We start from the raw sequence: 14,066 nt of genomic DNA, 5'->3' as shown, positions 1-14,066 counted from the left end.
GGCCACAGCTGGCGAGCGCCTCAAGCACGCTTATCCCGGAGCGCCGAGGCCCAGAGCCAGAACGCCCCTGACGGCGAGCGCAACTCCATGCGCCATGGTGACAGCGTGCGTCAAAGCAGCTGCGCGCCGCGACGCGAGAACAACGGTGCTGCAAGATTGCGGTGCTGCGGAGCTGTGGAATCTTATACACCCTGAGCTCTCCGGGAGGTGTAGAGTGGCGCGCATGCCGCAAACGCCTTCCTTCACATGGTCTCGACGCCGCTCGACACGAGCCGCGCTCTCGTTGTTCCTCTCGCTCGCTCCGCTCGCGTCGGCCCTGCCCGCGAGCGCTGCGGTCACGCAGCTGGACGGCACGAGGCTGCCCACGCCGGTCAAAGAGGCGGAGCTGGGCCTCGTGAGGGGCCGCGGGTTCCCGGAGAACGCGGTCACGCTCGATGGGCTCTTCATGTACCGCGGGGAGGACATCGATCCCGTGGCCGACGCGAGCACGGACCCAGGCGTCTTCTCGCCCCTCTGCGGGTTCACGGGAGAGCTCGTGCTGCGCGGGGGCGGGTGCAAGGTCGCGTTCGGCTGGTACAACGCGACCGCGAGCGGCATGCGCCCGCCGGACAACCAGATATACGAGCTGATCCCCGCGGACACGTCCGTTGCGTTCCGGTGCGAGGACAACGATTTCTGCCCGCTGGCCACGATGATGACCACCCAGGCGGGGCAGCACGACTGGACACCGACCCAGTTCTCGGCGGCGGACATCCGCAACGACCCGCGGTACCAGGGCGGCCTGGTCGGCTTCGCGCTGATCGGCAAGGCCGGCACCTACTGCACGCAGACGAAGTTCTCGCAGCGCGAGCTGAACACCGTCTGCACGAGCTGCACGCCGAACGCGCCGTGGGTGACCACGCTGATCTACACGTCGACCGCCTCGCCCGACGCGTTCTATGTCGCCTTCGAGGACCTGCCCGTGACCCCGACGAGCTGGAAGGGGAGCCAGGGCGGGTACGAGAACGACGGCGATTTCAACGATTTCGTCTACTACATCACGGGCGTGACCTGTCAGGGCGGCGGCCAGGTCTGCGACACCGGCCTTCAGGGCGCGTGCGCCGTGGGGCGGACGGGGTGCGCGACCGACGGCGAGCCCGAGTGCCTGGCCGTCCTCGAGCCCGGCGAGCAGAGCGAGCGCTGTGACAACATCGACAACGACTGCGACGGCGAGGTCGACAACGGCGAGGGGCTCTGCGAGGAAGGCCTCGTGTGCAACCGCGGGGCGTGCGTGCCGTACTGCGGGCGCGGCGAGGTCGTCTGCGACGACGGCCTCGTCTGCGAGGAGGGGCTCTGCGTGGAGCGGGCGTGCGCGGGCGTGACGTGCGAGGGCGGCCAGGTCTGCGTCGGCGGCACGTGCGTGGGCGGGTGCGACGGCGTCACCTGCCCCGCGAACCAGGAGTGCCAGCTCGGGCGGTGCGTCGACCTCTGCGCCCAGATTGAGTGCGAGGAAGGCGCGGTCTGCGAGCGCGGCATCTGCCAGTCGAACTGCGGCTGTCGCACCTGCCCTGCCGGCAAGACGTGCGCGGCAGACGGCCGCTGCGTCGACGCGGGCTGCGAGGACAAGACCTGCGCTGACGGGCAGCTCTGCATCGGCGGGAGCTGCGCCGACGCGTGCGCCGGCGTCGTCTGCCCGGGCAACGCCCCGTGCGTCGGCGGGTTCTGCGGCGAGCCGCCGGTCCACGGCGGCGCCACGGCCTCGAGCGGGGGAACGGATGGAGGTGGCCTGTTCCTGGACGAGCCGCCGCCGGACCTGACGAGCGGCGTCGGCGCGGGCGGCGCGAGCAGCGGCAGCGGCAGCGGCGACGGCACCATCCGTAAACCCGATTCGTCCTGCGCGTGCCGCGCGGGCGCGACATCGGAGGGCTCGCCGGCCAGGGTCGGCCTGCTCGGCCTCGGCCTGCTGCTGCTCGCCGGCCGCAGGCGCCGCGCGCGCGCCGCGCTGTAGTCCTCGCGCGCGGCGCGCCGCGGTCCTCCGCGCGCGGCGCGCCGCGGTCCTCCGCAGCCATCCGCCTGCCGCGCCTGCCGCGCCCGCGTCACCACGCGGAGCGCGCGGCCATCGCGGCCACGAGCCCCGCCACGACAGCCGCCATGAACCACGCGAGGTGCGCGCCAGGGGGCTCGCGCGCCGCGGCCGCGCCGGGCAGCGGGAACACGACGGATCGCACCCGCCGCGCCTCGGCGTCGACCAGGAGCACCCCGTCGACGTCGAAGGCGAGGCGGTACTCGAGCAGCTGCCGCCGCGTCGCGGGCGTATCGAGGCGCGGCGCGAGCCGGCCAGTCTTCACCTCGGCGACATACCGCCTGGGGCCGTGCGCCACGAGGTAGTCGGCGCGCAGGCCGATCGTCATCGGCTCGCCGTCGATCTGGACGCCGTAGGAGACCGCGACCTGCCGGCCGAGGATGGTGTACCCGAGCTCGCGGAGCAGCGCCTCGGCGCGCGCCTCCCCCGCGGCGCCCTGCACCCGGATGCGCTCGATGCGGCGCCGCTGCCGGGCGCTCCGCCACGCGAGCCGGAGCGTCTGGACGAGCCCGAAGAAGAGCGCCGCGCCGGCCACGGCCAGGAGAAGCTCGGGCGGTACGTCGCGGAAATCCACGCAGAGCGGGTTTGCGCAGAAACCTGGAGGCCGGGCCAAGTTTTGTGCGTCGCGCCGACCACGGCCCGGCTGGCGGGCATGTCCGCAAGCACCTAGTACACGCGGTGACGGATCCGAATCAGGCATACGGCGCGTCCGCGCGCTGGGGCGGCGGCGCTGCGCCTCCAGGTATGCGCGGTGATCCGGGCTGGCAGCATCCTCCGTGGTTCGCGACCAATCCCTGATTTCCGCGCCGAGGCTCAGCGAGTCGTGTTCGATCCCGAGACAAGACGGTTCCGGCAGGTTCGCGCGCTCACCGAGGTCAGCCGCGAGCTCGCGATGTCTCGTTCCGCGCGCGCGATCCAGGAGAGCGTCGTCGCGGCGGCCAGAAGGCTGAGCGGCGCGGACAGGGCCGTGTTGCTCCTGAACGACGAGGGCGGGCGGCCGCTCGTGCGCGCCGCGCTGGGGCTCGATCCGGCGCTGCTCGCCGGGCTCCGGGACCGCCCTCTCCCGAGCTTCGACGAGGGGATCGCGCGCGCCCTTGCCGGAGCGGCGCACGTCGTGACCGCGCCCTTGAGCGCGGGGGATCAGGTCTCCGGTGTGCTCGCGATCGGGCGCGCGACCGCGAGCGCGGACGAGGAGAGCTGGCTGCTGTCGGCGCTCGCCGACCAGGCGGCGGTCGCGCTCGCCGCCGCGGGCCAGGACGCGTCCCCGGAGCTCCCGGCCGCGGCGGCGCGGCGCCCGGCCGTGGAGGCGGCGCTGGCTGGCGTCGACGAGCGGGCGGCGGCGCGCCTGCAGGCCGACGTGGAGAACGAGCGCTACCGCCTCCTCGCCCGGGCCACGAAGGACGTGAGCTGGGACTGGGACATGCGGACGGGCCAAGTCGAGCGCAGCGAGATGTTTGGAGAGACGTTCCTCTACGCTCCCGAGCAGATCGATCCCGCGGCCTCGTGGTGGATGGAGCGCATCCTCTCCCAGGATCGCGACCGCGTGGAGCGGAGCATCGAGGAGGTCATCCGCGGCCAGGGCGACAGCTGGTCGGCGCAGTACCGCGTGCACCGCGCGGATGGGTCTGTCGCCCGCGTCCTCGATCGCGCCCACGTGGTCCGCGACGCGGCGGGCCTGGCCATCCGCATGGTCGGCTCGACGGTCGACCTGAGCGAGCGGTTCAGGATCGAGAGCGCGCTCCGGGATCGCGAGGATCGGCTCCGGCTCGCGACGTGGGCGGCGGACGTGGGCACGTGGAGCATCGATCTGGGGACGTGGATCGACACGAGGGACGCGAGCCTGAACCGCATCCTGGGCCTGGAAGAGCGCGAGACGACGCAGCCCGTCGGCGACTGGATGAGCCGCGTCCACCCGGACGACCGCGACGCCGTGCGCGCCGCGACCGATCGGTGCGTCCTCGAGCACTGCATCTATGACATCGTCCATCGGATCATCCGCGCCGACGGGGCGATCCGGTGGGTGCACGACCGCGGGCGGATCCTCCACGACCAGGAGAGCGGGAGGCCGTTCCTCACGGGCGCGGTCGTCGACATCACCGAGCTGAAGCAGCTTGAGGAGGAGCGCGCGGATCTGCTCCGCCGCGAGCAGCAGGCGCTCGCCCAGTCGGAGAAGGATCGCATCCGGGCCGAGGACGCGAACCGCATGAAGGACGAGTTCCTCGCGACCGTCTCGCACGAGCTGCGGACGCCGCTCACCGCGATCCTGGGCTGGGCGCGGCTGATCAGGGACAAGGACCTCGGCCCGGAGCGCGCCAGGCAGGGCATGGCCGCGATCGAGCGGAACGCCCACGCGCAGGCGCAGATCGTGGACGACATCCTCACGGTCTCGCGGATCATCACCGGCAAGCTGCGGCTGAACACGGTGGCCGTGGACCTCGCCGCCGTCATCGAGGCCGCCGTCGACACGCTCGCGCCCACGGCGCGGGCCAAGGACATCGAGCTCTGCGTCGAGCCCGGCGAGGCGCTCGGCCGCGTGAGCGGCGACCCGGATCGCCTCCAGCAGGTGATGTGGAACCTGCTCTCGAACGCGGTGAAGTTCACGCCGAAGCGGGGTCGGGTCACGGTCCGGGTGGAGCCGAGCGACGCCCAGGTCGCGATCGTGGTGACGGACAACGGCAAGGGCATCGCCCGGGAGTTCCTGCCGTATGTCTTCGACCGCTTCCGTCAGGGCGACTCGTCGCCGACGAGGGCGCACGGCGGGCTCGGCCTGGGGCTCGCGATCGTCCGCCACCTGGTCGAGCTGCACGGCGGGACGGTGGAGGCGGAGAGCCAGGGCGAGGGGTGCGGCGCCACGTTCACGGTGACGCTCCCCCTCCAGGCCGCGCTCGGCGGCGCGCGCGAGGGGCCGCCTGCGCCGCAGCACGCCGCGCTCGAGGGCGGCGCGCCGACGCCGCTGAGCGGCCTCCACGTGCTCCTCGTCGAGGACGAGCCCGACGCCCGGGAGATGGTCGCGTTCGTGCTGGAGGAGACGGGCGCGCGGGTCACGCTGGCTGGCTCGACGGGCGAGGCGATGGCCGTCCTCGAGCGGCAGAGACCGGATGTCCTGATCAGCGACATCGGCATGCCGGGGGAGAGCGGCTACGCGCTGATCAAGCAGGTGCGCGCGGCGGGCCGGGAGGAGATCCGCGGGATCCCCGCGGTGGCCCTGACCGCCTATGCCCGGATGGAGGACCGGAGGAGGGCGCTCATGGCCGGCTTCCAGAAGCACGTGGCGAAGCCCATCGACCCGTCCGGCCTGGTGACGGTGATCGCGGAGCTCGTGGGCCGCTCGTGAGCCGGCGAGGGCTCACGAGCGTGAGCCGGCGAGGGCTCACGAGCGTGAGCCGGCGAGGGCTCACGAGCGTAAGCCGGCGAGGGCTCACGAGCGTGAGCCGGCGAGGGCTCAGCGGTGGGCGACGTCGTTCGCCATGGGGCGAGGCGCGCTCTGCTGTGCGCCCGTCGAGGCGGTGGAGCCGGCGGTCGCGGTGGAGCCGGTGGTCGCGGTCGTCGTCTCGGTGGGCCGCTTGACGCGGATCTGGTTGTGGACGTCCTCGACGCCGCGGACGTTCTCCGTGATCTGCTCGATGAGGCGGCGGTGGTGGCGCTCGTTCACGGTGCCTTCCAGCGTGACCTCTGCGTTTTGCACGCGGACGCTCACCTCGCTGACATCGATGTCGTCGCGGTCCGAGAGCATCTCGCAGACGTCCTCGCGGATGCGGTCGTCGGAGCGCTTGTAGCCCTTGGGCCCGCGGCCGAGCGCGCTGCGCACGCGCTCTCCGAGGTTGTTCAGCGCGCCGCTGACGTTCTGCATGGCGGAGCGGCCCGCGTCGCGGACGGTGCGAACGAAGTCATGGCCCTGCTCCTGGCCCTGGTCGCGGCCGAGCTCGTTGCGGTCCTGATCGCGGCCCCAGCCGCGGCTCTCGTCGCGACCCCAGCCGCGGCTCTCGTCGCGACCCCAGCCGCGGCTCTCGTCGCGGCCGTACCCGCCGCCGAAGCTGCGGTTGTAGTCGCCGCCGAAGCTGCGGCCGTACCCGCCGCCGAAGCTGCTTTCGTGCTCGCCACGGAAGTCACGGCCGTACCCGCCGCCGTAGTTGCGGTTGTAGTCGCCGCCGAGGTTGCGGTTGTAGTCACCGCCGAAGTTGCGGTTGTAGTCGCCGCCGAGGTTGCGGTTGTAGTCGCCGCCGAAGTTGCGGTTGTAGTCGCCGCCGAGGTTGCGGTTGTAGTCGCCGCCGAAGTTGCGGTTGTAGTCGCCGCCGAAGTCGCGGTTGTAGTCGCTGCCGAAGTTGCGGTTGTAGTCGCCGCCGAGGCTGCGGTTGTAGTCGCCGCCGAGGCTGCGGTTGTAGTCGCGATCGAAGCCGCGATCGCGTCCGGCGAAGCGGCCCTGATCGAAGGTGTGCTCCCCGCCGTACCCGCGTTGCGTCGTGTGCCCGTAGTCGCGGTCCTGATCGTAGCCCGAGGTGCGGTGCTCGTCGCGACCCCAGCTGCGCTCGGGTAGGTTGCTCCGGGACTGCCCGTAGCGCTCGTCCCAGCCGCCGCCCTGTCCGTAGCGCTCGTCGCCGCCGCTGCTGCTCTGACCGTAGCGCTCGTCCCAGCCGCGCTCGTCTCGTCCGTAGTCCGTGTTCCTGTCATATCGATTTCGCATGGCGGTACCTCCTTTGTCTCGCTGTGAAACAACGTACAACGTCTCTCGACCACGCCCCTCGGAGCTGCGCGCAGCGACCTTACGTGCTGTTCATCGCGCGGGGTCACAACGATGGAGCTCATGACCCCTATTCGCAATCAGGGAAAACCTGTTCCTGGTCGACGGGATGATCCTCAGGTGAGAAGTCCGGCATCCCATGCACATGAGATCGCTTCGGCGCTTTGCAGTGTCCAGCGGGCGCGTGTGCGCAGGACCGTTTGAAAGCCAGAGATCGCCGCTGCTTTCAGCGTGCGTTCAGCGTGCGTTCAGCGTGAACGAACCGCCGGCGTATGCCGCCTTGCATTCGGCAGTTTCATCACGCCTCTTTGCCGCACTGCGTGCACGCAGCGCAAGAGCTCGCCTGTCATGCGGCTGCTGCGTACGGCGCGCCCCGACCGCTCGTGGCGCGCGCGGCCGGAGGATGACCGTGGTGCCAGGGCCAGGTTCTTGCGTGACGAGCGTTCAGGAATCGTTGAAGCAGCAGGAGAGATGATGAAGGGCGGCCGGGGACCGTCGGAGGGCCTGTTCGGCGGCCGCGGCGTGAAGGTACGAAGGAGGACAGACGTGACGAGAGGGTGAGTGACAGGGGGGCGTGGCCGTCACCGGCCCCTTGGTGAAGCGTGCCGCTCCCGCGGAGAGGAGCGCGGTGATCAGCGCGCGTCGCGAGCGCCTCCGCGCGTCGCGCCCGGCCGCTTCAGGCCAGCTCGACGCCGAGCAGCCACAGCATCAGCGCCTTCTGCACGTGCAGCCGGTTCTCGGCCTGGTCCCACACCCGCGAGCGCGGCCCTTCGATCGTCTCGTCGTCGATCTCCTCGCCCCGGTGCGCCGGCAGGCAGTGGAGCACGATCGCGTGCGACGCCGCCTTCGCCATCACCCCCGAGTTCACCGTCCAGCCGGCGAACGCGGCCCGGCGCCGCTCGGCCTCGCCCTCCTGGCCCATGCTCGCCCACACGTCCGTGTTCACCACGTCCGCGCTTGCCGCGCCCTCGCGGGGGTCGTTCGTGATCGTCACATGGCCTGTCGCGCGCGCCCGCTCGACCTCGTCCGCGGGCGGCATGTACCCGTCCGGCCCCGCGAGCACGAGGTGGAAGTCGAAGAGCGGCGCCGCCTCGAGCCACGAGCGCGCCATGTTGCTCGAGCAGTCGCCGAGGAACGCGACGCGCCGGCCGGCGATGCCGCTCCTGTCCCCGCTCGCCGCGAGCGCCTCCTGGATGGTGAAGATGTCGCTGAGCACCTGCACCGGGTGGCCGTCGTCCGAGAGCGCGTTGATCACCGGCACGGTCGCCTCGGCCATCTCGAGCAGGCGCGCGGTCGACGATGTCCGGAACGCGATCGCGTCGCAGTACCTGGCGAGCACGCGTGCCGTGTCCCGGATCGGCTCGCCGCGCGCGAGCTGGCTGCCCTGGGTGCTGAGCACGACCGGATGGGCGCCGAACTGCGCGATCCCGACCTCGAACGACACCCGCGTGCGCGTGCTCGCCTTCTCGAGGACGACCGCGATCGAGCGGCCGGCGAGCAGGGTCGCGCGCCGCCCTTTTGGCTCCTCCTTCAGGCGAGCGGCGAGCCGGAGCACGCGGTGCGCCTCGGCCAGGGTCATGTCCGTCATCTTGAGGTAGTCGCGCTTCGCCATTGTCCCGCCTTCCGCGCCGATCCATCCGGATGCGCGCTCGCACGCCGCGGTCGTGAGCAGCCGCGACGGTCGCGCGCGCCGTGCGCCGCCGTGATGTGGCACGACTGGGACGCCGCCGTCAATCCGCCGTCCACCGCGCGCAGGAGGCTCCGCGGGGCCGCCATCTCCCGGCCTCCAAGCGCGCCCGCCTGCTGCGTGTTGCGTTGCGAGCCTGACTCGTGCTGCTTATGGGTATTGAATCGTGGTCCGAAGGGCGCTCCAGATCCCCTGTGGTCATCATGGCGGAAACCCCTGCTAGCAAGCTGCACATTTACCTCATCGACGATCACCCGGTCGTTCGCGAAGGCTTCGCTCGAGCGCTCTCGGACGAGCCCGACATTGTCGTTGTTGGCCAGTCCGGGACGGCGGTTGACGCCTTGCGCGAGACGGCGAGCTGCAAGCCCGACGTCGTGCTCGTCGACCTCGACATCCCTGATCGGGACAGCATCGAGCTCCTCGGAGCGCTGAGGGCGCAGTTGCCGCAGGCGACGCTCCTCGTGCTGAGCGGCTACGGCGACGAATCCCGCGTCGCCGAGGCGCTCCGCGCGGGGGCGCAGGGGTCTCTCGTCAAGACCTCGAGGCTCGAGGAGGTCATCGAGGGCATCCGCCGGATCGCGACGGGCGGCGCGCCGCTGCCCTCGAGCCTCGCGGCGGCCGCCGTGCGCGCGATGCGCAAGCGCGGCGGCAAGCCCGGTGGATAAGCGAACTCTATCCCGAGCGAGCTTCGCGGCTCGAGCCGCCGAGGGGGCCGAGCGAGCTCATGGCCCCCGCACAGCGATTTCCCGGCATGGCGCCGGGACAGGGCACGTCGCGCCGCGCCGACTCGTGATCTCCGTCGTGCCGCCCCGTGCTCAGCGCTCGATCTCGACGTGCCACGCTTCTTCCGAGATCTGCTCGACCGAGGCGCGGATCCCGAGGAGGTCCCGGAGCAGCTGCAGGTGGGTCGTCGTGTGCGACGAAGGCCGCACGGTCCGGAAGGCGCCGCGCCCCGCGAGGGCGATCGGCAAGAGCAGCTGATCGGCCAGGTATTCGCCCACGGGCACGCCGGCGGCGAGGTAGTCGCGGGCCTCCTCGGCGACCTTCGTGGCGACCACCTCGGCGCGCACGCCCTTCTCGCCGAACCCGGTGAACACCTCGGTCACGTGCTCGCTCTCCACGGCGATCGTGAGCACGTTGCCCGGGCCGTGCCCGCCGGTCAGCACGCGCGGCTTGAAGCACTCCGGCTCCCACCCGAGCACCGCCGCCGCCGCCTCGAGCTCGCGCATCGCCACGGACCTCGGCAGGTTCGACACCGTGGCGACGGCCCTCTTGCTGCGGATCTCCCCGCGCGACAGCAGCGTGAGCGGCGCGAGCGACGGCGCGGGTGCGATCGAGATCCGGGCCAGCCCGCCGCCCGCGGGGTAGAAGCCTGGCGTCACGAGCGTCGCGGTGATGTCCGGCCCCATGCGCCGCACGAGCGGCAGGTAGGCGCGCTCGAGGAAGTCGAACGGCGGCGCCATCGGGTTGTGCGTGCCGCCCTCGAGGGTGAGCGTCGACGGCGCGGGCGCGCGGAGCAGCGCGGGGAGGACGGTCTGGAGCACGAGCATGGTGCTCCCCGCGCTGCCGATCCGGAACGTGTGCTCGCCGGGCGCGATCGCGGCCGGCCGGAAGACGATCTCCTGCGACCCGAGCGCGGCGCCCGACACCTCGGCGCGACCGATCTGGGCGGCGGCCTGCACCGAGGTGAGGTGTTGCCGCATCAGGCCCGGGCGCGCCCGTCCCTTGCGGATCGAGGTGATCCGGACGGGTGTCTGCGTGATCAGCGAGAGGCTGAGCGTCGTGCGGAGGATCTGGCCTCCTCCTTCTCCGACGGATCCATCGATGGTCAGCATGGCAGTCGACTCTCCCTGGATGAGCGATACCACGACCTCGGGCCGCGGCTCACCCCTTCACGCAGACGACCTGTCGCAGGGTGTGGACGACCTCGACGAGGTCCTTCTGCGCGCGCATCACGTCGTCGATCGGCTTGTACGCCGCGGGCGTCTCGTCGATCACGTCCTCGTCCTTGCGGCACTCGACGCCGGCGGTCGCGGCCTCGTGCTCGGCGACGGTGAACCGGCGTCGCGCCTCGGTGCGCGACATGACGCGGCCCGCGCCGTGGCTCGAGCTGCAGAAGCTCTCCGGGTTACCGAGCCCGCGGACGATGAACGAGCGCGCGCCCATGCTGCCCGGGATGATCCCGAGGTCGCCTGCCTGCGCGCGCACGGCGCCCTTGCGCGTCACGAGGACGTCCTTCCCGTAGTGGTGCTCGCGCGCCACGTAGTTGTGGTGGCAGTTCACCGCCTCGACGGTCGCGTCGAACGCCGGCAGCTCGCCCGACGCGCGGAGCGCCCGCACCACCTGCGCCATCATCAGCTCGCGGTTGACCGCCGCGAAGTCCTGCGCCCACGACACGGCCTGCATGTAGTCGTGGAAGTGCTTCGTCCCGTCGGGCAGGTAGGCGAGGTTCGCGTCGGGCAGGTTGACGAAGAAGCGTCGCATCTCCTGCTTGGCGAGCTCGATGAAGTAGCTCCCGACGCGGTTACCGACGCCGCGCGACCCGCTGTGCAGCATGACCCAGACGCGGTCTTCCTCGTCGAGGCAGAGCTCGATGAAGTGGTTGCCGGTCCCGAGGGTCCCGAGGTGCTCGATGGCCGAGCCGCGGCCGAGGCGCGGGTGCTTCTCGACGATCTGCTTGTACCGCGGCTCGAGCGCGGCCCACGCGTCGAGCTGGGCCTGGGGCGGCGAGCGCCACGCGCCGCGGTCGTTCTTCCCGCCGTTGTCGGAGCGGCCGTGCGGCACCGCGCCCTCGATGGCGGTGCGGAGCCCGCGCAGCGAGTCCGGCAGCTCTGCCGCGCGGAGGCTGGTGCGCGCGGCCATCATCCCGCAGCCGATATCGACGCCGACGGCCGCCGGGATGACGGCGCCGTGGGTCGCGACGACGCTCCCCACGGTCGCGCCGATGCCCTGGTGGGCGTCGGGCATCACGACGATCCACTTGTGGACGAACGGCAGCGACGCGAGGTTCTTGAGCTGCGCCTCCGCGGCGGGCTCGAAGGGGACGCCGACGGTCCACGCCTTGATGGGCACGCCCGAGTCCGTGGGAATGACGTTGTAGGTTCGCTCCATGGCTGGTTCTCCGGGAGGGGCGGGCCGTCCGGCTCGCCGCGGTGGTGGGTGGCGTCTCTTGCGTCAGGGCGCGTCGCTCGGGTTGAGCGCGCTCTGTCGCGCTGTTCTGCGCTCTGTCGCGCTGCTTCGCGCTCTGTCGCGTCCGGTCACGGCGTATCGCACGGCGCGTGCCACCCGGAATCCGGCGGAAATCCCCGCGGTCGGGGCCCTCTGGTCGGGACGCTTATCTTGTTGTATAAGGTGCCTAGAGGCCTATCTATGACCCGTAAACCCACGGTGGTCCTCGGCATGCTCGGCCCGACGCTGGACACGGGCAAGACGCCGGAGCGCTGGTCGCACTGGCGCCCGAGCGTGGCGCTCTGCCAGCACGAGGACCTGATCGTCGACCGGTTCGAGCTGCTCTACCAGCGCCGCTTCGAGGCGATGGCCGAGACGGTGATGAAGGACGTGCGGCACGTGTCGCCGGAGACGGAGATCCGCGGTCACGTGGTCGAGCTGGACGACCCGTGGGATTTCGAGGCGGTGTACGGCGCCCTCCACGACTTCGCGAAGGGGTACCCGTTCGCGCCGGACCGGGAGGATTACCTCATCCACATCACGACGGGCACGCACGTCGCGCAGATCTGCCTGTTCCTGCTCACCGAGTCGCGTTACTTCCCCGGCCGTCTCATCCAGACGTCGCCGCCGAAGCGCGACAGGGCGGAGCTCGCGGCCGGCTCGTTCGCGGTCATCGATCTCGACCTCTCGAAGTACGACCGCATCGCGTCGCGCTTCCAGAAGGAGCAGCGCGAGGGGGTGTCGTTCTTGAAGAGCGGTATCGAGACGCGCAACGCGGCGTACAACAAGCTGATCGAGCGGATCGAGCACGTGGCGATCGCGTCGCGCGCGCCGATCTTGCTGATGGGCCCGACGGGCGCGGGGAAGTCGCAGCTCGCGCGGAAGATCTACGACCTCAAGAAGGGGCGGCGGCAGGTGAGCGGGGACTTCGTGGATCTGAACTGCGCGACGATCCGCGGCGATGGGGCGATGTCGGCGCTGTTCGGGCACACGAAGGGCTCGTTCACGGGGGCGCTGAAGGACCGCCCGGGGCTGCTCCGCAAGGCGCACGAGGGGGTGCTGTTCCTCGACGAGATCGGCGAGCTCGGCGCGGACGAGCAGGCGATGCTGCTGCGGGCGATCGAGGAGAAGGCGTTTCTGCCGGTCGGGTCGGACCGGGAGGTACGTAGCGAGTTCCAGCTGCTCGCCGGCACGAACCGGGATCTGTCGCTGGAGGTCGCGGCGGGGCGCTTCCGGGAAGACCTGCTGGCGAGGATCAACCTGTGGACCTTCCGGCTGCCGGGGTTGCGGGAGCGGGTGGAGGACATCGAGCCGAACCTCGATTACGAGCTCGACGCCTCGGCGCGGCTGCTCGGCGTGCGGATCACGATGAGCCGCGACGCGCGCGCGCGGTTCCTGCGGTTCGCTACATCGCGAGAGGCGGTGTGGCCGGGCAATTTTAGAGACTTCAACGCGGCGGTGACGCGGATGGCGACGCTCGCGCCGGGGGGGCGCATCGGGGTGGAGATCGTGGACGAGGAGATCGAGCGGCTGAGCGAGGCGTGGCGGCGGGGGCCGGTGGCGGGGGCGGGCGGGGCGGGGAGCGTGAGGGGCGCGGGCGGGGCGGCGGGGGAGGGGAGCGACGGGGATGGGGAGGACCTCGTGGTCGCGGCGCTCGGGGCACGGAAGGCGGCGGCGCTGGACCAGTTCGACCGGGCGCAGCTCGCCGAGGTGCTGCGGGTGCTGAAGAGCGCGCGGTCGCTGTCGGAGGCGGGGCGGGTGCTGTTCGCGGCGTCGCGGGCGAAGAAGAAGAGCGTCAATGACGCGGACAGGCTGCGGAAGTACCTGGCGCGGTTCGATGTCGACTGGAGCGCGCTGGTGGGGGAGGGGGGGTAGGCGGGGAAGAGGGGGGGCGAGCTGCCCAGTCCTCGGAGAGGGTGTGGGGGAGCACAATCGCTCGATCAGACGGGTTTGCGCCAGCTTCGCCGCCGGGAAATCGCCGTCGCTGACCCGCTGGTCCACGTTGCCGGTCGGGGGCCGTCGCCTCACCGAGGCGCGCGCCGAGGCGCGCGCCCTGCTGCTGCTGCTCTGCCAGATGCAGCCTTGGGGGTGTCGGGGGCTGATCCTCGTGGGGAAAGGCGAGTTCGTCACTGAGGTCGCCCGGAGCCTGGGGTTGCCGAGAGGAACGGCGTTCTCAAGGCTCCGCCTGGGCCGCAAGCACCTCGCGCACGTGCTCAAGCGGCGGCGTCGCGTCCGGTAGACCCCACCTTCACGGTCAGATCGGCCACGGCGAGCAGGTGTCGGAGGTCGCCCGGAGGCTCGGGCTGCGCAGCGGGACCGCTTCGGTCGGCTCCGCCGCGGGCGGATGCGCCTCGCCACCATGCTCAAGCGTTGGCGTCGCCAAGCTCGGAGGACCGATAGGCCCTGCGCAT

Annotated in this window: 9 protein-coding genes; 4 read left to right on the top strand and 5 right to left on the bottom strand. The window is 71.5% G+C overall.

Annotated elements, in window-relative coordinates; translation table 11 throughout:
- Nucleotides 1-283 precede the first annotated feature (283 nt).
- Nucleotides 284-1,987, top strand: a complete 1,704-nt coding sequence (locus WME85_RS42990; protein WP_437830026.1) for a hypothetical protein — start codon at nucleotides 284-286, stop codon at nucleotides 1,985-1,987.
- A gap of 88 nt (nucleotides 1,988-2,075) precedes the next feature.
- Here WME85_RS42990 and WME85_RS42985 read toward each other — a convergent pair whose 3' ends face one another.
- On the bottom strand, nucleotides 2,076-2,636 hold the full coding sequence (locus WME85_RS42985; RefSeq protein WP_437830025.1) for a hypothetical protein: 561 nt from the start codon (nucleotides 2,634-2,636) through the stop codon (nucleotides 2,076-2,078).
- Between the two features lie 249 nt (nucleotides 2,637-2,885).
- Between WME85_RS42985 and WME85_RS42980 the strand changes: the two genes are divergently transcribed.
- Entirely contained in the window at nucleotides 2,886-5,396 is a 2,511-nt protein-coding gene (locus WME85_RS42980; RefSeq protein WP_437830024.1) for a PAS domain-containing protein, read from the top strand.
- 108 nt (nucleotides 5,397-5,504) lie between these two features.
- Here the strand turns inward: WME85_RS42980 and WME85_RS42975 are convergent, their stop codons facing one another.
- Nucleotides 5,505-6,743 (bottom strand): BON domain-containing protein, encoded by a 1,239-nt coding sequence (locus tag WME85_RS42975; protein WP_437830023.1) that lies wholly within the window; start codon nucleotides 6,741-6,743, stop codon nucleotides 5,505-5,507.
- Nucleotides 6,744-7,476: 733 nt separating this feature from the next.
- A complete protein-coding gene (argF, locus tag WME85_RS42970; RefSeq protein WP_437830022.1) occupies nucleotides 7,477-8,412 on the bottom strand; it encodes an ornithine carbamoyltransferase in 936 nt (311 codons plus the stop codon).
- Between the two features lie 278 nt (nucleotides 8,413-8,690).
- Here argF and WME85_RS42965 point away from each other — a divergent pair, with 278 nt between their 5' ends.
- Nucleotides 8,691-9,152, top strand: a complete 462-nt coding sequence (locus tag WME85_RS42965; RefSeq protein ID WP_437830021.1) for a response regulator — start codon at nucleotides 8,691-8,693, stop codon at nucleotides 9,150-9,152.
- 150 nt (nucleotides 9,153-9,302) lie between these two features.
- Here the strand turns inward: WME85_RS42965 and rtcA are convergent, their stop codons facing one another.
- Nucleotides 9,303-10,322 (bottom strand): RNA 3'-terminal phosphate cyclase, encoded by a 1,020-nt coding sequence (gene rtcA / locus WME85_RS42960; protein WP_437830020.1) that lies wholly within the window; start codon nucleotides 10,320-10,322, stop codon nucleotides 9,303-9,305.
- Nucleotides 10,323-10,371: 49 nt separating this feature from the next.
- Entirely contained in the window at nucleotides 10,372-11,598 is a 1,227-nt protein-coding gene (locus WME85_RS42955; protein WP_437830019.1) for an RtcB family protein, read from the bottom strand.
- Nucleotides 11,599-11,856: 258 nt separating this feature from the next.
- On the opposite strand from WME85_RS42955, the gene rtcR reads away from it, so the two are divergent.
- Nucleotides 11,857-13,530, top strand: a complete 1,674-nt coding sequence (rtcR, locus tag WME85_RS42950) for an RNA repair transcriptional activator RtcR (RefSeq protein ID WP_437830018.1) — start codon at nucleotides 11,857-11,859, stop codon at nucleotides 13,528-13,530.
- Nucleotides 13,531-14,066: the final 536 nt, after the last annotated feature.

The sequence above is a fragment of the Sorangium sp. So ce1153 genome, assembly GCF_051521595.1.
Lineage (GTDB): Bacteria > Myxococcota_A > Polyangia > Polyangiales > Polyangiaceae > Sorangium.
This window is presented reverse-complemented; position numbering and strand designations above follow the sequence as displayed.